This window comes from Planosporangium thailandense, from assembly GCF_011947195.1.
Taxonomy (GTDB): domain Bacteria; phylum Actinomycetota; class Actinomycetes; order Mycobacteriales; family Micromonosporaceae; genus Planosporangium; species Planosporangium thailandense.
Map to the genome: position 1 here is coordinate 84,428 of NZ_JAATVY010000014.1, position 20,918 is coordinate 105,345.

General features: G+C 69.1%; 21 protein-coding genes and 1 pseudogene. 16 read left to right on the forward strand and 6 right to left on the reverse strand.

What is annotated here, in order from left to right; translation table 11 throughout:
- The first annotated feature begins 9 nt into the window (after positions 1-9).
- On the forward strand, positions 10-231 hold the full coding sequence (locus HC031_RS19455) for a hypothetical protein (RefSeq protein ID WP_167926782.1): 222 nt from the start codon (positions 10-12) through the stop codon (positions 229-231).
- 88 nt (positions 232-319) lie between these two features.
- On the opposite strand, the gene HC031_RS19460 is transcribed toward HC031_RS19455, so the two are convergent.
- On the reverse strand, positions 320-1,081 hold the full coding sequence (locus HC031_RS19460) for an SDR family NAD(P)-dependent oxidoreductase (RefSeq protein WP_167926783.1): 762 nt from the start codon (positions 1,079-1,081) through the stop codon (positions 320-322).
- A 137-nt stretch (positions 1,082-1,218) separates the two neighbouring features.
- Between HC031_RS19460 and HC031_RS19465 the strand changes: the two genes are divergently transcribed.
- The 15 genes from HC031_RS19465 to HC031_RS19540 all read left to right on the forward strand — a co-directional run bounded on the left by HC031_RS19465 (position 1,219) and on the right by HC031_RS19540 (position 16,912).
- A complete protein-coding gene (locus tag HC031_RS19465; protein ID WP_167926784.1) occupies positions 1,219-2,397 on the forward strand; it encodes an acyl-CoA dehydrogenase family protein in 1,179 nt (392 codons plus the stop codon).
- Complete coding sequence (locus HC031_RS19470; protein ID WP_167926785.1) at positions 2,397-3,551, forward strand: acyl-CoA dehydrogenase family protein; 1,155 nt, start codon at positions 2,397-2,399, stop codon at positions 3,549-3,551. Before HC031_RS19465 ends, HC031_RS19470 begins: the two co-directional genes overlap by 1 nt.
- Complete coding sequence (locus HC031_RS19475; protein WP_167926786.1) at positions 3,548-4,348, forward strand: amidohydrolase family protein; 801 nt, start codon at positions 3,548-3,550, stop codon at positions 4,346-4,348. The genes HC031_RS19470 and HC031_RS19475 overlap by 4 nt, the downstream gene beginning before the upstream one ends.
- Positions 4,345-5,709 carry an acyclic terpene utilization AtuA family protein gene (locus HC031_RS19480; RefSeq protein ID WP_167926787.1) on the forward strand — a complete coding sequence of 455 codons (1,365 nt, stop codon included), beginning with the start codon at positions 4,345-4,347 and terminating at the stop codon, positions 5,707-5,709. The genes HC031_RS19475 and HC031_RS19480 overlap by 4 nt, the downstream gene beginning before the upstream one ends.
- A gap of 2 nt (positions 5,710-5,711) precedes the next feature.
- Positions 5,712-6,023: an AtuA-related protein gene (locus HC031_RS19485; protein ID WP_167926788.1), complete on the forward strand. Its 312-nt coding sequence runs from the start codon at positions 5,712-5,714 to the stop codon at positions 6,021-6,023.
- The gene (locus HC031_RS19490; protein ID WP_167926789.1) at positions 6,020-6,829 is read left to right on the forward strand and encodes an enoyl-CoA hydratase-related protein; all 810 of its coding nucleotides are present in this window, start codon (positions 6,020-6,022) and stop codon (positions 6,827-6,829) included. The genes HC031_RS19485 and HC031_RS19490 overlap by 4 nt, the downstream gene beginning before the upstream one ends.
- Positions 6,822-7,970 carry an acetyl-CoA C-acetyltransferase gene (locus tag HC031_RS19495; RefSeq protein ID WP_167926790.1) on the forward strand — a complete coding sequence of 383 codons (1,149 nt, stop codon included), beginning with the start codon at positions 6,822-6,824 and terminating at the stop codon, positions 7,968-7,970. Before HC031_RS19490 ends, HC031_RS19495 begins: the two co-directional genes overlap by 8 nt.
- Position 7,971: 1 nt before the next feature.
- A complete protein-coding gene (locus HC031_RS19500) occupies positions 7,972-9,423 on the forward strand; it encodes an MFS transporter (RefSeq protein WP_167926791.1) in 1,452 nt (483 codons plus the stop codon).
- Positions 9,424-9,502: 79 nt separating this feature from the next.
- Positions 9,503-10,747 (forward strand): cytochrome P450, encoded by a 1,245-nt coding sequence (locus tag HC031_RS33230; protein ID WP_167926792.1) that lies wholly within the window; start codon positions 9,503-9,505, stop codon positions 10,745-10,747.
- Positions 10,740-12,254, forward strand: a complete 1,515-nt coding sequence (locus tag HC031_RS19510; protein ID WP_167926793.1) for a class I adenylate-forming enzyme family protein — start codon at positions 10,740-10,742, stop codon at positions 12,252-12,254. The genes HC031_RS33230 and HC031_RS19510 overlap by 8 nt, the downstream gene beginning before the upstream one ends.
- Positions 12,251-13,666, forward strand: coding sequence for an acyclic terpene utilization AtuA family protein (locus tag HC031_RS19515; RefSeq protein ID WP_167926794.1), 1,416 nt, complete (start codon positions 12,251-12,253; stop codon positions 13,664-13,666). Before HC031_RS19510 ends, HC031_RS19515 begins: the two co-directional genes overlap by 4 nt.
- Positions 13,653-13,988, forward strand: a complete 336-nt coding sequence (locus HC031_RS19520) for a DUF4387 family protein (protein ID WP_167926795.1) — start codon at positions 13,653-13,655, stop codon at positions 13,986-13,988. The genes HC031_RS19515 and HC031_RS19520 overlap by 14 nt, the downstream gene beginning before the upstream one ends.
- Positions 13,985-14,989 (forward strand): LLM class flavin-dependent oxidoreductase, encoded by a 1,005-nt coding sequence (locus HC031_RS19525; RefSeq protein ID WP_167926796.1) that lies wholly within the window; start codon positions 13,985-13,987, stop codon positions 14,987-14,989. The genes HC031_RS19520 and HC031_RS19525 overlap by 4 nt, the downstream gene beginning before the upstream one ends.
- Complete coding sequence (locus HC031_RS19530) at positions 14,986-15,882, forward strand: SDR family NAD(P)-dependent oxidoreductase (RefSeq protein ID WP_167926797.1); 897 nt, start codon at positions 14,986-14,988, stop codon at positions 15,880-15,882. The genes HC031_RS19525 and HC031_RS19530 overlap by 4 nt, the downstream gene beginning before the upstream one ends.
- 640 nt (positions 15,883-16,522) lie before the next feature.
- Positions 16,523-16,912 (forward strand): hypothetical protein, encoded by a 390-nt coding sequence (locus HC031_RS19540; RefSeq protein WP_167926798.1) that lies wholly within the window; start codon positions 16,523-16,525, stop codon positions 16,910-16,912.
- On the opposite strand, the gene HC031_RS19545 is transcribed toward HC031_RS19540, so the two are convergent.
- From HC031_RS19545 to HC031_RS19565, 5 genes and pseudogenes are all read right to left on the reverse strand, one after another.
- Complete coding sequence (locus HC031_RS19545) at positions 16,899-17,663, reverse strand: SDR family NAD(P)-dependent oxidoreductase (protein WP_167926799.1); 765 nt, start codon at positions 17,661-17,663, stop codon at positions 16,899-16,901. The two genes, HC031_RS19540 and HC031_RS19545, sit on opposite strands and share 14 nt — an antisense overlap.
- Positions 17,664-17,697: 34 nt before the next feature.
- The gene (locus tag HC031_RS19550) at positions 17,698-19,695 is read right to left on the reverse strand and encodes an oxidoreductase (protein WP_167926800.1); all 1,998 of its coding nucleotides are present in this window, start codon (positions 19,693-19,695) and stop codon (positions 17,698-17,700) included.
- Positions 19,696-19,918: 223 nt separating this feature from the next.
- Positions 19,919-20,224, reverse strand: coding sequence for a hypothetical protein (locus HC031_RS19555; protein ID WP_167926801.1), 306 nt, complete (start codon positions 20,222-20,224; stop codon positions 19,919-19,921).
- Positions 20,225-20,402: 178 nt separating this feature from the next.
- Positions 20,403-20,612 (reverse strand): annotated as a pseudogene (locus tag HC031_RS19560) (LLM class flavin-dependent oxidoreductase); the annotation flags it as partial.
- An 18-nt stretch (positions 20,613-20,630) separates the two neighbouring features.
- A complete protein-coding gene (locus tag HC031_RS19565) occupies positions 20,631-20,825 on the reverse strand; it encodes a hypothetical protein (protein ID WP_167926802.1) in 195 nt (64 codons plus the stop codon).
- Between the last annotated feature and the right edge of the window lie 93 nt (positions 20,826-20,918).

Consider the following 20,918-nt stretch of genomic DNA (forward strand, 5'->3'; position numbering starts at 1 on the left):
GGGCAACGGGTGGTGGTGCTCGCCGGCGCTGGCCGGGCATTCTGCGCCGGGACCGACCTCAAGGGCCAGGCCGGTGGCGCGCGATGGGTCGACGGCGTCGGCGACATCCAGGCCCGCTACGCCCTGCAGGAGGCGGTCGGGCGGACGGTGGTCAAGGTGCGACGCATCCGCGTTCCTGGAGCGGCGCCCCGCGCAGTTCCGGGACCGGTGAGCCGCTGCCCGGAGGGGTGACCGCTCACGTGCGGCGTCCGACAGCCGTTCCGGCCGTCGGACGCCGTCCGAACCGCGCACGTGTGTGGTCCGGACCGGGAGGATGAGGTCAGGGCTGCCCGCCGTCGACGGTGAGGATCGAGCCGGTGGTGTAGCTCGAGAGATCACTGGCGAGGTAGAGCGCCGCACCGACGATCTCCTCCGGCTCGCCGCCGCGCTTGAGCGCGAACCCCTCGGCCCGCTTGGCGAACGCGTCCTTGTCCCAGGCTTTGCTGACGTCGGTGAGGAACGTGCCGGCCATGATCGCGTTGACGCGCACCTTCGGGCCGAAGGCGTGCGCGAAGCCGACCGTCAGCGCGTTCAGCCCGGCCTTGGCTGCCGAGTAGGGGAGGATGTGTGGGCGCGGGTGGACGGCTCCGGCGCTGGAGATGTTGATGATCGAGCCGCCCTCGCCCTCGGCCATCCGGCTGCCGACCAGCGCCATCAGCCGGAACGGGCCCTTGAGGTTGACGTCGAGGACCTTGTCGAACAGCGCCTCCGAGACGTCTTCGACCCGGTCGTAGAGCGGCGACATGCCGGCGTTGTTCACGAACACGTCGATCCGGCCCAGCTCGTCGTACACCTGGTCGACGTAGCTGTCCAGCGCCTCCCAGCGGCCAACGTGCACGCCGATGCCGACCGCCCGACGGCCGGTCTTCCCGGCAACCTCCGCCGCGAGCTCATCGCAGGAGTCGCCATTGCGGCTCGCGATCACGACGTCGGCGCCCGCGCGAGCGAGGCCCCACGTCATCGCGCGGCCCAGCCCGCGGCTGCCTCCGGTGACCACGGCGACCTTTCCGGACAAATCAAAATGTGGCGGGAGGGTGGTCATTCTGCGGCTCCTAGTCACTCTAGTTGCTGGAAGTTACTTGACGCTGCGGCGCTAATCTATCAGTATGGTGATCATAGTTATCATCCAAGGTGGGCGCCCTCAGCTCACCAGAATCGACCATCACGGAAGGGTCCCACGTGACGGGCTTCCAACTGACCTCAGAACAAGTCCAGCTGCGTGAGCTGGCGGCCCAGGTCGCCCGCGAGGTCTACGCTCCGCGCGCCGCTGAGTGGGACCTGCATCGCACCGCCCTTCCCGACACCGAGGTGAAGCGGCTGGCCGAGCTGGGCTTCCTCGGCATCGTCTTCCCCGAGGAATACGGCGGTCAAGGAGGCACCCTCTACGACGCGCTGATCGTCATCGAGGAGCTGGCGAAGGAGTGCCGTCCGGCAGCTTTCCAGGTCTTCGAGGCCAACGTCGGCCCGATCCGCGTGATCCAGTTCTTCGGCACCGAGGAGCAGAAGCAGCGGTACATCCCGGCGGTCACCCGTGGCGAGGTGACGATGGCAATCGGCATCTCCGAGCCGGACGCCGGCTCGGCGGCGACCGACATGCGCACCCAGGCCCGCCGGGAGGGTGACGAGTACGTGATCACCGGCGCCAAGCGGTGGATCTCCAACGGCGGGCACGCCGACCACTACCTGGTCTACTGCCGCCTGAACGAGGAGCCGGGCGCGAAGGGCATCGGCGCGATCATCGTGCCGGCCGACACCCCGGGCTTCTCGACCGGTGCTCCTGAAAGGCTGATGGGCTTCCGGGGCATTCCAAGTGCCGACCTGTACTTCGACGAGGTGCGGGTGCCTGCCGAGAACCTAGTGATCGAGGCGGGCGGGTTCAGCCGGCTTTTCGGCGTGTTCTCGATCGAGCGGCTCGGGAACGCGACGATGAGCCTGGCTATCGGGCAGGCCAGTCTGGACCGGGCCATCGCCTACGTCCAGGAGCGCGAGCAGTTCGGCCGACCGCTGATCGATTTCCAGAACGTGCAGATGACACTCGCGTCGATGGCGACCCAGGTCGAGGCCGCCCGGCTGCTCATCCAGCGCGCGGCGCTCAACGCCGGCTCGGAGCTGCCGGTGCCCTACGAGGTGTCGGTAGCCAAATGCTTCGCGAACGAGATGGGCAAGCAGGTCTCGGACTGGTCGATGCAGCTGCACGGTGGCAACGGCTACAGCGAGGAGTACGGCATCGAGCGGCTGCACCGGGACGCGCACGGCTGGGCGATCGCGGGCGGGACGCCAGCCATCCAGCGTGTCAGGATCGCGTCGGAACTGACGGGGCGCAGCTTTAACCAGCGCCCTCGGGAGGGAGCGGACTGATGTCCAGCCGGTTCGAGCTGAGCCAGAAGTACCTCGACCTGCAGGCCGAGGCGCGGGCACTGGCAGCTGCATGCGCGGACATCGCCGACCGCGCCGACGAGGCGGACAGCCTCGACCCCGACGTGCGTACGCGGCTCAAGGAGTCTGGCCTTGCTGCCGTGCTGGTGGCGGCGGAGTACGGCGGTCGCTTCGAGGCGGTCGACTCCCTCGCCGCCACCGTGGTCCGCGAGGCGCTGGCCTACGAGAGCGGCCACCTCGACTCGATGTTCGCGATGCAGGGAATCGGCAGCTACGCGGTCTCCGTCGGCGGCTCCGACGAGATCCGCAAGGAATGGCTGCCGAAGGTCGCCGCCCTGGAGGCGATCAGCGCGATCGGCCTGACCGAGCCCGACGTCGGCTCTGACCTGCGGTCGATCACCACCACCGTGGAGGAGAAGGGCGGTGAGCTGGTCGTCAACGGCCACAAGTCCTTCATTACCAACGCCGGTGACGCGTCCTTCTACGGGATCCTGGCCAAGGAGGGCGATGCCTACTCCTTGGTGTTTGTTCCCGCGGACACGCCAGGAGTCTCGGTGGCTAAGCCGCACCAGATCATCGCACCGCACGTGCTCGGCGACGTGATCCTGGACGACGTCCACGTGCCGTTGGCCAACCGGCTCGGTGAGCCCGGTGCCGGCTTCAAGCTGATGCTCGCCACCCTCGCCACGTTCCGGGTGTCCGTCGCCGGTGCCGCGGTCGGGGTGGCTCAGGCCGCCCTCGAGGAAGCGGTACGGCACGCCAGCCAGCGGGAACAGTTCGGCATGCCGCTGGCCAGGCTCGGCGGTGTGCCCGCGTCGCTCGCGACCAGCTGGGTCGAGATCGAGATGGCGCGCTCGCTCACCTACCGTGCGGCCGCGGCCGCCGCGCACGACCCACTCGGCGCGCTGGACTTGTCGTCGATGGCGAAGGTCGGCGCGACCGAGGTGGCCGGCCGGGTCACCGACCGCTGCGTACAGGTGATGGGCCGGTTCGGGCTGGTCCGCGGCAGCAAGATCGAGCGGCTCTACCGCGAAGCCCGGCCGATGCGGATCTACGAGGGATCCACCGAGGTCATCCTCGACTCACTCGCCAAGAAGCTGGTCAAAGACCGGGCCAAGGGGGCGACCAAGAAGTGATCATCGACTGCCACACACACGTCTGGCCCGACCACATCGCCGACGCAATGCAGGAGCAGAGCCCGGCCGGGCTGAAGCTCCTGTACGACGGCAAGCTGTCCGGGCTGCTCCGCACGATGGACGAGGCAGGCATCGACATGGCGCTGGCACTCGGAGTCGCGGTAAAGGCCTCCACGGTCGCCCGGACCAACGAGTTCATCGGCACTGTGCCGCGTGACCGGCTGCTGCCATTCGGCACCGTGCACCCAGAACTGTCGGTCGAGGAGAACCTCAAACACCTGCGCGACAACGGGATCGTCGGTGTGAAGCTGCACCCCTTGTTCCAGTCCGTATCGCTGGCCGACCCGAAGGTGCACGAGATCCTGGCCGCCCTCGCCGCGGAGGGCATCCCGGTGGTGACCCACGCCGGCGCCGGCGGGGACCAGGAGGCGAGCGACCGGGGGGCGCCACACCTGCTGCGCAAGGTCGCGGACACAATCCCCGACCTGACCCTGGTCGCCTGCCACTACGGCGGCTACCACCGGCTCGACGAGGCGCAGGAGCACGTGGTCGGCACGCGTGTGGTAATCGAGACCTCGTGGCCGCCGACTATGGCCGAGCTTGAGCCGGAGCGGATCCGCGACTTGGTCCGCACACACGGGGCCGACCGGGTGGTGTTCGGCTCGGACTGGCCGATGGCGAACCCCGGGGCGGAGATCGCCGCCATCCGCAACCTCGGTCTCACCAGGGACGAGGAGGATGCCATCCTCGGCGGCAACCTGGCCCGGATCCTCGGCCTCGCGGGCAGCGCGGCGTGAGCAGGACCGTCCGGCTCGGCGCCGGCATGGCGTTCTGGGGCGACAGCGTCCGGCCCGCGATCGAGATGGTCGAGCGAGGCGACATCGACTACCTCTGCTGCGACCACCTCGCCGAGCTGACCATGTCGATCCTCGCCAAGCAACGCGCCCGCAACTCGTCCCTCGGCTACACCCGGGACATCCTCGACCTGCTCCGCGGCGCCCTGCCCACCTGCGTCGAGAAGGGCATCAAGGTCGTCACCAACTCCGGCGGGGCGAACCCCCGGGCTGCGGCGGAGGGCGTGGTGGCCCTTTGCAAGGAGCTCGGGGTCTCCGGCGTACGGGTCGCGGTGGTCACCGGTGACGACATTGAGACAGACATCGACGACCTGATCGGCCAAGGCGTCGACTTCGCGAACTTGGACACCGGTGAGCCGCTGTCGACCGTGCGCGACCGACTTACCCACGCCGCCGTGTACACCGGCTGCGAGGGAATTGTGGAGGCGCTCCGGCAGGGCGCGGACATCGTCATCTGCGGCCGGGTCACCGACATCGCCCTCTACCTCGGGCCGCTCATCCACGAGTTCGGGTGGGCCACCGATGACTGGGAGCGGCTCGGCATGGCCACCGTCGTCGCACACGCCATCGAGTGCGGCGGGCAGGCAACCGGCGGGCTGTACGCCGGGGACTGGGCCGGTGTGGACGGTCTCGAGAATCTCGGGTACCCGATCGCGGAGGTTGCCGAGGACGGCACCGCGGTGCTCACGAAGACCCCCGCCTCCGGTGGCCGCGTCGACGTCGGCACGGTCAGCGAGCAGCTGGTCTACGAGATCCTGGACCCTGCCAACTATCTCACCGCCGACGTGACCGCGGACTTCACCGGGGTGACCCTCGAGGAGGTCGGCCTGGACCGGGTCCGGATCACCGGTGGTACCGGCAAGCCGGCTCCCCAGACGCTGAAGGTCAACATGGGGTACCGCGCGGGGTTCGTCGGCGAGGCCCAGTTCACCTACACCTGGCCGGACGCCTGGCAGAAGGCACAGCGCGGCATCACGTTCCTCAAGAAGCGGCTGGAGCGCGCCGGCTTCGAGTACACCGATGAGATCATTGAGTACCTCGGACAGACCTCGATGTGGGGCAGCCGCGTGCCGGAGCCCCGTGACCCGGACATCCCCGAGATCGTCGTCCGGTACGCCGCACGCTGCCCCGACCAGGAGCAGGCCCGCAAGGTGTTCACCGAGAGTGTCGCGCTCTACAACAACGGTCCCGCCGGCGTCGCCGGTGTCGGCACCCGGCCGCCGCTGAAAGAGCTCTACGCGATCTGGCCCTGCCTGATCCCGCGGGAGCACGTGCGCCAGTCCGTCGAGCTGCTGGAGGTGTGAGGATGCGCGTCGTCGACATCGCCCACGGCCGTTCCGGCGACAAGGGCGACACCTGCAACGTCGGGCTGGTGGCATGGGACGACGAGGGCTACCGGATCCTGCGCCGGGAGGTGACCGAGGAGCGGGTCGCCGCGCACTTCGGTGACCTGGTGAAGGGCACGGTCACCCGCTACGAGATGCCCGGCATCAAGGCGCTGAACTTCGTGCTCACCCGGGCCCTCGACGGCGGCGGCACGCTCTCGCTGCGCTCGGACCACCTCGGGAAGGTGATGTACGCATGGCTGCTGCGGATGGAGATCGAGGGGCCCGGGTGAGCGAGCCGCACGTCCTGGTTTCCCGGCGTGGCCCGCTCGCGGTGCTCACACTGAACCGGCCGGACGACCGCAACCCACTCGACCCGGAGCTGTCCCAGTCGCTCCTCGACGAGCTACGCACGGCGTTCGCTAACGACGAGGTCCGGGCGGTGGCGATCGGCGCGAACGGCTCCGCGTTCTGCGCCGGCGGCGACCTCCGGCAGATGAAGGAGCTTGCTCAGCGTCCGGCTGAGGAGGCATGGGCCTGGCCCCGGGCCATCGTGGACCTGCACCAGCTGGCGCTGCAGGCGCCCAAGCCGCTGGTCGCACTGGTCGATGGTCCGGCGTACGCCGGAGGTATGGGTCTGGCCGGAATCTGCGACATTGTGCTGGCCACCCGGCGCGCATCCTTCGCGATGCCCGAAGTGCGGATCGGGCTGTTCCCGATGATCATCGTCGCGCACCTTGCCCGGCTGCTGCCTCGACGGCTGCTGCTGGACATGATGCTGACAGGGCGAGCGATCGGTGTGGACGAGGCCGCACGTGCGGGCTTCCTGTCCCGCGTCTGTGCGAACACGGATGAGATGTGGGCGGCCGCCGACGAGTACGCCGCGATGTTCGCTGACACCAGCCCCACGGCGGTGGCGCTCGGCCGGCGCGCGTTCGGCCTGCTCGCGGACATGCCGGCAAGCCAGTCGCTGGAGGCCGCGCAATTCCTGAACCTCACGTTCTTCCTCGGGAGTGACTTGGCCGAGGGCGCCTCGGCCTTTCTCGGCAAACGACAGCCGGCCTGGAAGAGCGGCGGGGACAGGAGCGAGCATGGCTGAGGCGTTCATCGTCGGAGCGGTCCGCACACCGATCGGCAAGCGCGGCGGCGGGCTGTCCGCCGTACACCCGGCCGACCTGGGGGCACACGCTCTCAGAGGCCTGATCGTGCGGACCGGGGTCGATCCCGCGCGCATCGACGACGTGCTGTGGGGGTGCGTCGGTCAGGTCGGCCCGCAGGCCTCGAACGTCGGGCGGATCACGGCGCTGTCCGCTGGGCTGCCCGAGTCGGTGCCGGGCACGACCCTGGACCGACAGTGCGGGTCCTCGCAGCAGGCCCTGCACTTCGCGGCGCAGGCGGTGATGTCGGGGACCCAGGACCTCGTCGTCGCCGGCGGCGTCGAGGTGATGAGCCAGGTGCCCATCGCGTCGCCGACCACGATCGGCCTGGGAGCGGGGATGGCGCACCCGCGCAGCGGGAACGGCTGGGCGGAGCGCTACGGCGACCAGGAGATCTCGCAGTTCCGCGGAGCGGAACTGATCGCCGCGAAGTGGGGGCTCACCCGCGAGGCGATGGAGGCGTATGCGGTCGAGAGTCACCGGCGGGCTATCGAGGCCATCGAGCAGGGGCTCTTCGACGACGAGATCCTGCCCTACGGCGACGTGACCCGTGACGAGGGCCCACGACCGGGGACGACGCCGGAGACGCTCGCCACGCTTCAGCCGCTCCGGGAGGACGGCCGACTCACCGCGGCGCTGGCTAGCCAGATCTCCGACGGTGCCGCCGCGCTGCTCGTCGCCTCCGAGCGCGCGGTGCGCGAGCAGGGGCTCACCCCGTTGGCCCGGGTGCACACGATGACTGTCGTCGGCTCAGACCCGGTCTACATGCTCACCGGCCCGATCCCGGCGACGGAGAGACTGCTTGCGCGCGCGGGTGTCGCGCTGTCGGACATCGGTGCATTCGAGGTCAACGAGGCCTTCGCGAGCGTGCCGATGGCGTGGCTACAAGAGACCGGCGCGGACCCGGCGCGCACCAACCCGCAGGGTGGCGCTATCGCCCTGGGCCACCCGCTCGGCGGCACCGGTGCCCGGCTGCTCACCACGTTGGTGCACCGGATGCGGCGGGAGAACCTGCGCTACGGCATGCAGACGATGTGCGAGGGCGGCGGGATGGCGAACGCCACGCTGCTCGAGCTGGTCTGAGGTGACGGCCGGGGTCACCGAGACGATCGCGCCGCGGACGCGTACACAGGGGTCGCTGGTCGCCTGTCTCGCGTTCGCCGCGATGACGGGCTCGGTGGTGGCCGGGTTGGGCAGCCCGATCGTGCTCGAGGTCTCTGTCGAGCGCGAGGTGTCGATCAGCTCGGCACAGTGGACGCTGATCATCACGCTCCTGGTCGGCGTCATCTGCACACCGGTCCTGTCCAGGCTCGCGGACGGCGACCTGAAGCGGCGAGTTCTCATCGGAGCCCTGCTGGCCACCGCGGTGGGTTGCGCGGTGGGCGCGCTGGTGCCGACGTTCGGCGGCCTGCTCACCGGTCGCGCGCTGCAGGGCTTCGGGTACGCGATGGTGCCGTTGACGGTGAGCATCGCCCGCGACCACCTCCACGGCGTAGTCCTGGCGCGGACCATGGGCGTGCTGTCGACAAGCATCGCGGTCGGGGTGGGCGTGGGGAACCCGGTGATGGGTCTCTGCGTGCTCGTCTACGACTACCGCGCGGCGTTCGGCTTCGCGTTCGTGGTCTCCGCCGGAGGCGCACTGTGGGCGTGGCGGCGGGTCCCCGTCGCCGGTGTCGCCCGGCACAAGATCAGGCTGGACCCGGCCGGCGCGGTGCTGCTCGGCGGCGGGCTCGCCGGCGTGCTGCTCGCGGTGGCCAGAGGCCAGGTGTGGGGCTGGTCCGCGCCGCTGACCGTCGGCCTTGGCGCGGGTGGGGTCGTTCTTCTGGCGAGTTGGGCCGTGGTAGAGCTGCGGGTGGCCGCGCCCATGGTCGACCTGCGCCTGGCCTGCGCCCGAGGCCTGGTCGGCGTGAACCTCACCGCAGTGCTCCTCGGGATCAACATCTTCGGTGGGGTTGCCGTGGTGCTCCTCCTTGCGCAGCGGCCGGTCGAGGACGGGGTCGGCTTCGGCTACACCGTGTTCGAGACCGGCCTACTGATGCTGCCGATGGCGGTGGCGAGCCTGGTCTGCCCGGCGATGGCCCGCTGGCTCGAGCGGTGGATGCCGCCCCGGCTGGTGCTGCCGCTCGGCTCCGCGCTCGTCACCCTGTCGTTCGGCGGGTTCGCGGTCTGGCACGACCGCACCTGGCACATCGCCGCGATGATGGGCCTGATGGGGATGGGCATCGGCATCGCCTACTCCGCGATGCCGGCCCTTATCGTGGCCCGGACCCCTGCGGAGCGAACCGCGAGTGCCACCGGCATCAACCAGGTGCTGCGGTTGATGGGCGGTGCGGTTGGGGCGGCGGTGATGACCGCTGTGCTCGCCCGCTACACGCCGCCCGGCATGCACAACCCGCTCGAGCAGGGTTACGTCGCCGCGCTCGCCGTTGCCTGCCTGGCCGGGGTGGTCGCGGTGTTGGTCGGATGCGTGCTCGTGCCAGCCTGCGACGACGTGCACCGGGCTGAGGACGTTGACACCCCGGTTCGGCGTGACTAACCTAACAGTATAACTATAATCATAAATAATAGGGATTTGGTTAATGCGGTAGCAGGTCGAGAACGGGATGGAGTGAGCCGTGGACGAGGAAATCACCGCCTTCTTCAGCGCTGACCCGGAGGCGATCTCGTGGCCCTATCCCATGTACGAGCGCTGGCGTGAAGGCACCGGGGTGTTGCGATGGAAGAGCGGGCCCGCCACCGTTGTGACGCACTACGACGACGTCAAGGCCGTCATGAGCGGCGCGTACCCGATCATCCAGAACGCCTACCGCTTCGGTGAGCTCGCCGAGGGCACGATTGCCCGGCTCCCCATGGACCAGCACGAGGTCTTCTTCAAGGTGCTCGACTTCGAGAGCCTGTTCATGAGCCGGAAGGAGGGCGAGGAGCACGCCCGGCTGCGTCGGATCGCGGCCCGCGCGTTCACCGCGCGGCGCATCGAGCAGCTGCGGGCATCGGTGCAGCAGCACGTGGACGACCTGATCGAGGACATGCTCGCCAAGCCCGACCCGGACGTGAAGCAGGACCTGGCCAACAAGCTGCCGGTCCGGGTGATCGTGGACCTGATCGGTGTCCCGCAGGAGGACCGGGATCTGATTTGGGAGTGGTCCGAGGCGGTCGGCCGGCTGTTCTCGCTCGACGAGAAGAGCCTGCGCGGGGCGGACGAGGCGATCGACGCGTTCCGCGAGTACGTCGGTCGCACCGTTGACCGGGTACGGCGTACCGGCGAGGGACCTGCGCTCGCGAAGGCGATGCTGGAGCAGCGCGACAACGAGGCGCTCACCGAGGACGAGCTTGTCGCGATGTACCTGCTGATCCTCTTCGGAGGCAGCGAGACCACCACCAACCTGCTCGGCAACGGCTTCCTCGCCCTGCAGCGCAACCGCGACCAGTGGGACATGCTGGTCAAGGACCCAGAACTGGTGCGTCCCGCGATCGAGGAGTTGATCCGCTACGACTCCCCGCACCACTACCTCCCGCGCGTGGTCGCCGAGGATTTCGAGCTGCACGGCATCGAGCTGAAGAAGAACCAGACCCTGATCGTGGTTATGGGTGCCGCGAACCACGACGAGAGCCACTTCCCGAATCCGACGGTGTTGGACGTGACCCGGCCGAACAAGGCCGATCACCTGTCGTTCGCGTTCGGCGCCCATTACTGCCTCGGCGCCGCGCTCGCCCGGTTGGAGGGCGAGGTCGCCTTCACCAGCCTGCTCACCCGCTTCCCGGACGCGCGGCTGCTCGACGACCAGCCGACCTACGGAGGCAGTGCGATGCTGCGCGCGATCCAGCACCTGCCCACCGACCTAGGCGCACCAGTTGCCTGAGCACGGATACCGCCTCGCGCGGCAGCCGAACGTGCCGGACGGCCGCCGGGACGCGGTCGCGTTCGTGCACGGTGACCGGAGAGTCACGTTCGCCGCGCTGGACGCTCGTGCTTCCGCATTCGCGGCGGCTGCGGTAGAGGCCGGGCTGGTGCCCGGGGACCGGGTACTGCTGCTCATGCCGAACGCGCCGGAGACATTCGAGCTGCTGATCGGCTGTGCCCGTGCGGGGTTGGTCGCCGTACCCGTCAACTGGCGGCTCGCCCCTGAGGAGGCGCGTGCAGTCGCCCGCGATGCACGGGCCCGCGCAGTCGTTGCCGACCCGTCGCTGTCCGACCTGCTCAGAAGCGTGACGGACGGGCTCGACGTACGACTCTCCCTCCGTGTGGGGGAGGAATACGACGAATGGCTGTCCCGCCCTCGGCGCGCCTTCGAGCCGGTGGCCGGTGACCCGGAGACGGTGGTGCTGCAGGTCTACACCTCCGGCACGAGCGGACGGCCAAAGGGTGTGCTGATCACCGACCGGAACCTTGAGGCCAAGGTGCCGCAGGTGACCCCGCTGTGGGGATTGTCCGCGGACAGCATGAGCCTGCTGGCCACGCCGCTGTTCCACGTGGGTGCGCTCAGCTGGGGGCTCGCCGGGATGTACGCCGGAGCGACCACCGTGCTCGCCGGCGACGCGTCCGCGGCCACCTTGCTGCGGCACCTCGTCGAGGACCGGATCAGCCACACGTTCTTGGTGCCGGCGATGATCACCCGGCTCTGCGAGGCGGCGGCGCCGGACGCCACCTTCCCCGACCTGCGGGCGATTGTGTACGGCGCCTCCCCGATAACACCGGAGGGACAGGCGGCCGCGCTGCAGACCTTCGGTCCGGTGCTGCACCACGTCTACGGGATGTCGGAGACCACCGGCGCGTTCACCGAGATGCCGGCCGACCCCGACCTGCCCGCCGACTCGCCGCTTCTGCGGTCCGCCGGCCGCCCGTACCCCTGGGTCGAGCTCGAAATCCGCGACCCCGAGACCGGGGCGTCGGTGCCGACAGGGGAGTACGGCGAGGTGTGGACCCGCTCCGCGCAGAACACACCCGGTTACTTCGGCCTGCCCGAGGAGACGCGGACGCTCCTCACCGACGACGGCTGGCTGCGCACCGGTGACGGCGGACGGCTCGACGCCGAGGGGAGGCTCTTCCTCACCGACCGTGTCAAGGACATGGTGATCACCGGCGGGGAGAACGTCTATCCCGAAGAGGTCGAGGAGGTCCTGCGCCGGCACCCGGGTGTCGCCGAGGTCGCCGTCTTCGGGATACCCGACGCGCGCTGGGGCGAGGCGGTGGCCGCAGCCGTGGTGCCGCGACCCGACTGCGTTCCGACCCCCGACGAGCTCGTCGCGTTCACCGACGGGCTGCTCGCCGGGTACAAGCGTCCACGCACCGTGGTGGTGGTCGATGACCTACCCCGGAACCCGACCGGCAAGATCCTCCGACGACGACTCCAGGAGCAGTACGCATGAGCAGGCCCGTCCGCATTCTCGGCTTCGTCAACCACATCGCCCCCGTGCCCGACATCGAGGACGAAATCCGCCAGGCCTTCGAGTGGGGCGTCGACGTGGTCGTCGCCCAGGGGACCGGCAGCGACTGGGGGCCGTACTGGCTCGGCTCGGGTGAGCAGGTGTCCGCCAACCAGGCCGCGAACGTCGAGCCCTACGTGCGGGCCGCGCTCCAGCACGGCGTGCCGTTCGTCTTCTCCTTCGGCATAGCGGGCGCTGACGTGCACCTGGAGACCTGCCTGCGCAGCTTCGACGAGATGTGCGAGCGAAACGGGTGGAGTCCCGAGGTCGGCGTGGTCCGCTCCGAGATCGGCAAGGACTACCTGGCCGCCGCCGTCGCGGACGGCCCACCGGTCGTGCCCTGCTCCGAAGGCGCCGGACACCAGCCACTCACGCTGGCCGACGTCGCGGACGCGGAAAGGGTGGTCGCGCTGATCGGCCCGGAACCGGTGCAGGAGTTGCTCGGCCGCGGCGTGGACGGCGTGATCACCGGCCGCGCCCTCGACATCGGGCTGTTCATGGCGCTGCCGATGATGCGCGGCATCCCGACCGCGGTCGCCGCCCACGCCGGCAAGCTGCTCGAGTGCGGTGGCCTCGCCCTGGAGCCGGGTGACTCGGGCCGGAGCATCTGGGCGAGCCTTGACGAGACCGGCTTCGAGGTGCGTTCCCCTTCGAAGCAGGCACGGGCCTCGGTCCGCTCGCTGGTGTCGCACACCTTCTACGAGCGCGCGCACCCGACGCTGGAGGAGAACCCCGGCGGCGCCCTCGACCTGTCCCAGGCCACCTACCACGAGACCGCGACGGGCATCCGGTGTGCGGGAGCGCAGTGGCACGAGGCGCCGTACACGCTGCTGCTCGAGGGCGCGCGCAGGGAGGGCTTCCGTGCGGTCACCCTGCTCGGCGTGCGGGAGCCCGAGCTGCTCCGGCAGGCACGCACCTGGACCGATGCCGCCGAGCGGGAGGTGCGGTCCGCACCTCGATTCGCGGCGCACGTTGCCGCGGGCAGGCTGCGGATCAGCACCCGGATCTTCGGGCTGGACGCGGTGCTCGGAGAACTTGAGCCGAACAGGGCGATCACCGGTCACGAGGCCGGTGTGCTCGTCGACGTGGTCGCGGATAACGAGGAGCTGGCCAGGGAGGTGGCGTACTTCGCCTTCATCCGGCTGTTCATCGGCCCTTACCCGGGACGCAAGACCACCGCGGGCAACGCGGCGGCACCGATCATGCCGGTGGTGATTCCGGTCTCCGACGTCTACACGTTCTCCATCTACCACCTGCTGCCGTTGGCGGACCCGTTGGAGCCGTTCCGGCTCAGTGTCGAGCGGTTCCCGCGCGCCGGCGCCGTCAAGGAGGAGGCCGCCCATGCGGCTGTATGAGTGCGCGGACATCATCCGCAGCAAGAACGCCGGACCGTTCACGCTCACCATCGATCTGTTCTTCGGTGACGAGGAACGCTACTCGATCGCCAAGGGCTCGATGCTGCTCACCGTGGCCGGTGTCGCGCAGGCGTACGGCGTCGAGGAGTCGCGCGTGAAGGGCGTCTACTTCGACGACCGGATCCGCGCCGCCAAGGTCTCGCTGCTGCGGTGGTCCTCGAGCGCCGACCCGTTCTGCGCTGACATGTTCGGCGCCCACCTGCACACGCCGCTCGCCGATGGCGAGCTGGTCCCAGCTCTTTCCAAAGGAGTCCCCGCATGAAGTTCGGCATCCTGCTCACTTCCGTGTACGACGCGAGCGTCGACGCGCGTGTCCAGCGTGCCGAGCACGAGGACCTGGTCCGCACCTCCGAGCAGCTCGGCTTCGACCTGATGGTCTGCGGGCAACACTTCCTCGGCTCCGAGCTGCGCTACTTCCAGCCGGTCCCGTGGCTGACGCACATGGCACAGGTGGCGCCGTCGATGGAGGTGGCCACCGGCATCGTGCTGCTGTCGATGGTGAATCCGGTCGACATCGCCGAGCAGATGGCCACACTGGACGTCCTCACCGACGGACGGGCGATTTTCGGCGTCGGCCTCGGCTACAGCGGCCACGAGTTCGACGCGTTCGGGGTCGAGCCGGGCACCCGGGTGGATCGGTTCGAGGAGTCTCTGAGCCTGGTCAAGCAGCTCTGGAGCGGTGAGGAGGTCGACTTCAGCGGGAAGTTCACCAGCGTGCACGGTGCCCGGCCGTCCGTGCGCCCGATCCGTGAGGGTGGCATCCCGGTCTGGGTCGGCGGCCAGGCAGCCGGAGCGGTCAAGCGCGCCGCGCGGATGGGTGACGCGTGGTACTCACCGCCGTTTCCCACGCACGCCGAGCTGGCCACCCTGCGCAGGCTCTTCCTCGACACCCGGGCCGAGCATGGGCTCTCCCTCGACGGCGACTTCCCGCTGCGCCGTGAGGTGCTCATCGCACCGAACCGCGTGGCCGGGATGGACGCCGCCCTCGAGCGCTACCGCGCCCGCTACGAGACCTACAAGAAGTGGGGCCTGTCCGGCGAGAACACACCGATCGACTCCGGCGAGCAGCTGCGCGCCGACATCCAGGACCGGTTCATCCTCGGCTCCGCCGCGGAGGTCGCCGACGGCTTGGCCAAGCTGGAGGAGGAGCTCGGCATGACCCACTTCGTGTACAAGCCGCACTGGCCCGGGCTGCCGCACCGCGAGGCAATGAAGCAATTGGAGGAGTTCGGCACCAAGGTGGTCGCGGAGCTCACCCGATGAGGGTCGAGGCGGGGCAGGTTGCGGTCGTCACCGGGGCGGCGAGCGGGATTGGCCGGGCAATGGTCGACGCGTTCGTGGCGCGCGGGCTCGTCGTGGTCCTCGCGGACGTGGAGAAGGAGGCCCTTGAGCGCGCCGTCGCCGAGGTGTCCGCGACCGGCGCCACCGCCGAGGGCCATGTCGTCGACGTCGGCACACCGGACCGGTTGGAGGTGCTCGCGGACCACGTGCTCTCGACGTACGGCCGGGTCGATGTGATCTGCAACAACGCCGGTGTGGTCACCTCGCGCCGACCCGTGTGGGAGCAGTCATTCGCCGACCTGGAGTGGACCACGCGTGTCAACTTCTACGGTGTGGCCAACGGGGTTCGTGCGTTCGTCCCACACATGGTCCGCGCCGGACGCGGCCACGTCGTGAACACCGCGTCGATGGCGGGCCTGTCCACGATTCCAGGTGGCGGCAACGGCGTGTACTCGGCCACCAAGCACGCCGTCATCGGGCTCTCCGAGACCCTGGCCGTTGAGCTGGCCCGGGCGGCACCGGAGGTCGGCGTGACCGTGCTCTGCCCCGGTCCGGTTCCGAGCCGGATTCACGACGCCGCACGCAACCGCCCCGCGTCACTGGTGGCCGATCCGCCGGCCACAGAGCCTGACGGTCTGCCGAAGCCGGACTTCGGCCTGGAGTTGCAGAAGGTTCCGGCCGAGGTTGTGGCCGAGCAGGTGGTCGACGCCATCGAGTCCCGTCGCGCCTACGTGGTGACGGCACCCGACATCGTGCCGCTCGCCAAGGCCCGGGTCGACGCACTGTTGTCGGCGCTGGCTGGTGAAGCTCGCAACCGCGGGAACGCAGGCGATGCTGCGCGCTGGGGCGTGCGAACGACGTGGGAGGCACCCTGATGGAAGAGACCATCTCCAGGATGGCCGGCTCGGAGCACGCGGATCAGCCAGGAAAGTCGCAAAATTCGAGATGATCGCCGCTGGGATCGGTAGACCGGTACGGCAGCGCACCACCACCAACGGCACCCCAATGACCAGAGAGCCTCAGGTGTGAGCAAACCCTGGCAGGTCCTGATTCCGTTGATGAGCGCCATTCGGGCCAGTCACGGGGTCGCCGCAGTTATGGCGGATCTGCCACAAGTGGCCTGGGCACGACAATGCTGCTCAACCCGCCCTCGGTACGTGTGGCGCCAAGGTTCGGCATCCGCTCGGCCTTCGCCCACGACGAATGCGCGGTGTCGCTGACCGGCGACAGATCGTGGATTGGCGCGCGACACGACGTAGACACGCTGGAGGGCCTCGTCGTCGCCAGACGACTGGGGTGCGGCTCCGCAACATCTGCCCTATGCCGGTCGTTACCCTGCGAGGTAATCGCTTGCGACACCAGCGCGGAAGCTGCGGCGAGGACCACGAAAGTCGTGGTGGTTGCAGACATAGCTAATTCAGAGGAGCCCGCCTTCCTCAACCCGCACGGCGCTGGGATTGCACTCCGTAACCCGGTCGGTGCAATGCGGGCGGCCCTGTCCCTGCCGGAGAACTGATGGCCGAGGCGCGTGGGGTTCGGTTCGAGCGGGACGCGGATCCGTGGGGCAGATCAGATCATCCTCAAGCGGCCGCAGGCGACGAGCACGTTCGACCTGCCTGGGCCGAGCGTGAAATCGCCGGTGGCGGTCGGGCTGAAGCAGCATCCAACGAGGTGGAGCTGATGGACCTGTCATTCCAGGTGGCGACGTTCGTCGGATACGGCCGGATGGGGGTGTCGCTGGCGATGACCGACGACCTGCCCGAGAGGAGTACGCCGACCCCGGCGCAACGCTTGCTCCATGGCAGCAGCCGGTGCAGGTCGTCTGATCCGCCGCCGGCGCCAAGAGGCCTCGATCCGAGCCGGGATCGAGGCCTCTTCGTTGTTCTGTGGTTCACTTCGCGGTGATGCCGCCGTCCACGGGGATGGTCACGCCGGTGACGTACGAGGACAGATCGCTGGCCAGGAACAGTGCCACCTTGGCGATCTCGCTGGGATCGGCAGCCCGTCCCATTGGGATGGTCGCGAAGAACGCCTGCTTGCGCTTCTCGATCTCTTCCGGGTCATCGATGCGGAAGAATGCCGGCAGACCCGGGGTCTCCACCGATCCCGGGGCGATCGCGTTGACCCGAATGCCCTCGGTGGCGAACGCGAGCGCCATCGAGCGGACCAGTGCGATCACGCCACCCTTCGTGAAGGAGTACATCGGGCTGTACGGCGAGCCGATCAGGCCCGAGGTCGAGCTGGTGAAGATCACCGAGGCGTTCCCGGCGGCCTTGAGCGCGTCGGTCAGGTACCCGCTGAGGAAGAACGACGCCCGTGCGTTGATCTCCAGGCCGGTGTTCCATTCCTCCTCGGTCAGGTCGAGACCGGCCGCACCCGGGATGCCGACGTTGTTGAAGAGCACGTGCAGCGCACCGTGCTCGGCGGTCACCTGCTCGGCGAGTGCCTTTAGCGCCCCGAGGTCGCGGACGTCGACGACCGACGAGGTGGCGCTGCCGCCCTCGGCCTCGATGGCCGTGACCGTCTCCTTGGCGGCCTCCGCGTTCACGTCGACGACGATGACATGGGCGCCCTCGCGGGCGAACAGCTCGGCAGCTGCGCGGCCCATGCCGGAGGCCCCGGCGGTGATCAGCGCGACCTTGTCCTTGAGAAGCATGGTGTCTCCGTTTTCCTTCGGTTTCGGTTCGGCTTCAGGCGGTGACGAGCTGCTCGGCGAGCGCCCAGGCCTGTCGGGTGGCGAACACCAGGCGCCGTGGTGCGTAGGCGTCGCCAAGGATGTGCACGTCCGGCAGGTCGGCGTGCAACTCGTCGTACAGGGTGGGATCGGAGACGCTACCGCAGGCGAGCACGACCGAGTCGAACTCGCCGTGCGTGCGGCTCTTCCAGGAGTACACGTGACGGCTCTCGACCGTGTGCCGGTCGATACGCACGACCTCCTCATTGAAGTGGAAGCGTACGTTGTTGTCGTCCAACCGGCCCAGGATGCCGCCGATGATGTAGCGACCCATCAGCGGCGCCGCCTGTGCGGTGGCGTAGATGACCGTCACCTCGTGGCCGTTGCTGGCTAGGTGGTCGGCGACCGAGAGGGGAGCGACGTGGTCATCCTGCGCCACTACCAGCACCCGGTGGCCGGGAGCCGCACGTCCGGCGAGCACGTTGCGGATGTCGTGCACGTGGTCGGCCTCGACGCCCTGGATCGCCGGGGTGCGGGGCCCGGCGCCGGTGGCGACGGCCACCACGTCGGCACCCGCGGCGCGGACGTCGTCGGCGGTTGCGCGCTTGCCGAGCGTGACCTTGACGCCGAGGCCTTTGAGGCGACGGCGCTGCCAGGCGAGGTACTCGCCGTACATCTCGTGCCGGGGCGCCATCGGCGCGTAGCGGAGCTGGCCGCCGAGCTCGTCCTCAGCCTCCCAGAGCTCCACGTCGAGGCCAGCCTCGCTGGTCAGTGCGGCGAGCTCCATGCCGGCCGGGCCACCGCCGACGACCAGCAGCCGGCGGCTGGTCCTCGGCCGCGGCCACGGCCCCTCCACTTCGTGGCTGGTGCCCGGGTTCACCGCGCAGCCGAACGGCAGGCCCTCCACGTAGCGGCGGCTGATGCACTCGTTGCCGCCCACGCACGGCCGGATGTCGGCGAGCCGGCCCTCGCGTGCCTTGAGCAGCACCTCGCCGTCGGCGATGTGCGCCCGCGCCATGCCGACGATGTCGGCGCTGCCGGAGCTGAGCACCCGCTCGGCGACCTCCGGTCCGTTGATGCGGCCGGTGTGCACGACGGGGAGCGAGATGCCCTTCTTCAGCTCGGCGGCGAGCCCGGCGAACTGGGCCGGGTCGAAGTACGTCGGCTGGATGTAGCTCGGGTTGCCCCACGGACTGCCAATGACGCCGTGCACGTAGTCGATCAGCCCCGTGGACTCGAAGTACTGCGCGAGCTCGACGCCGCCCGGTACGTCGTACCCGCCGGGGACCTCCTCGCGGATGTTGAGCCGGATGCCGAGCGTCATGCTCGTGCCGATCACCTCGCGGATCGCCTGCATCGTCTCCACCGCGAATCGGCATCGGTTCTCCAGAGAGCCGCCGTAGCGGTCGGTGCGGTGGTTGGTGTGCGGGGACAGGAACCACTCGTGCAGATCGTCGTGGTTGAGATGAAGCTCGACCCCGTCGGCGCGCCCCTGCATGGATAGCCGGGCGGACTCGGCGTACTCCTTGACGAACGCGTCGATGTCGTTCTGGTTCATTACGTGCGGCATCAGGTTGATCGTCGGCGCGCTCATCACGTGGGAGGCGCCGTGTGGCATGCCGCCCTGGTGCACCATCTGCACCGAAACGGTGGCACCGTGTGCATGTAGCGCGTCGGAGAACTGCTGAACGCGTTCGACGAAGAAAGGCAGCCGGAAGAATCCCAGCGTGGCCGCCCCGACCCCGGTCGGCTCGAAACCTGGGATGAGGTGGTTCTTCACGTGGGTGGACAGACTCGCCACCCAGGCGACCCCGTCGTTGCGGACCCGCTGCTCGAAGTAGGCGATGTTGCGGGCGGCGTCCTCGTCGGTGCCGTAGATGTTGCCGATCGCCGACGCGTGCGGGGGCAGCATGACCCGGTTGCGAAGTTGCATCGTCCCCACCGTGATCGGCGAGAACAGGTGAGGAAACCCGTGGGCGGCGGCACTCCCCGGAGCGTCGGTGGTCTGGGTCATCGGCAGGCTCCCAACGTCGGCGTGGTTGACATCACTATTTGTAGCATGTCTATGCGTATGATTACTAGGGACAAGCCTTGATTGAAGGCCGACCCTCAGGTCACGAGCGGCAGCACCTCCGCGCCGAACCGGCGCATCTGCTCGAAGCTCTCTCCGACCGGCATCCCCGGCCACTGCAGGCGGAGCGCGAAGTCGGTCATCCCCACGTCCCGGCGCAGCGCGCTCAGCCCGTTCGCGACGCCCTGCGGCGTGTCGAGCAGAAGCCGTGGGAGAGCGCCTCGGTGCTTTTGCCGATTCGCTCGTCACGCATGGCGGTGGCACCGACGTCGCCCACTGCCCATACCCACTTCAGGTAGGTCCGGCTGCGCCCGTTCACGAATGGCTCGATCCGCGCGGCCGCCTCCTCGGCGGAGTTGGCGATGTAGAGGTCATGCCGGACCGGGACGGTGTTCGCGGCAACTCGGCCGAAGTCCTCGCGCCTGCGGAGGTGCGTCGCGTGCAGCGTGCGTAGCGGGTCCTGGTCCACCAACGGTGGCGGGTACAACGTGTCGCCAATGCGTGCCGCACGGTCGGCCGAGGCGGCGCGCCCCCGCCCACTCAGATTGGTGGTCCCGGTCGCTGCGCTGGAGCGGCCACCGGCCGGTCGGACTCCACGTCGAAGAACCGGCCGTGTGGTGAACTGGGTCCCCCGACCACAGTCGCGCGCATCACTTGCACCGCCTCCTCCGGCGCGCGGTCCGTTCGGAGCGCGTCACGCCGAACAGGTCGAACTCGCGGTCGGTGTAGCCCAGGCCCACGCTGCACACCACCAGACTGCCGGACACAGCATCCAGTGTGGCCACCTGCGCAGCGGCGTCGACCGGGTGCAGCAACGGGAGGAGCAGGAACGCGGTGCCCAGGCGGATTTTCCGGAAGCGGTGGGCAAGGTTTGCGGGCTAGGGGACCGGCTGGTAGAAACGCGAGCCCTCGGGCAGGACGTGCTGGCCGCTGGCGATCAGACTGAGGTCGAACCTCCGGCCCTCCTCGATGAGCGCGACGTGCTCGGCGAACTGGTCGGCCGGCGGAACCTCGGGGCCGCCGGCCGACCAGCCCAGCACGAGCCCCGTTCGCAGCTCCGTCGTCTCGTCCATCAGCGCAACTCCTGTCCGACGGGGAAGCCGTGAAGGACTTCTCGTGAAGAGTCGTCTCCGGGTGTTGTCAATTGGGCATCATTGGAGATAATG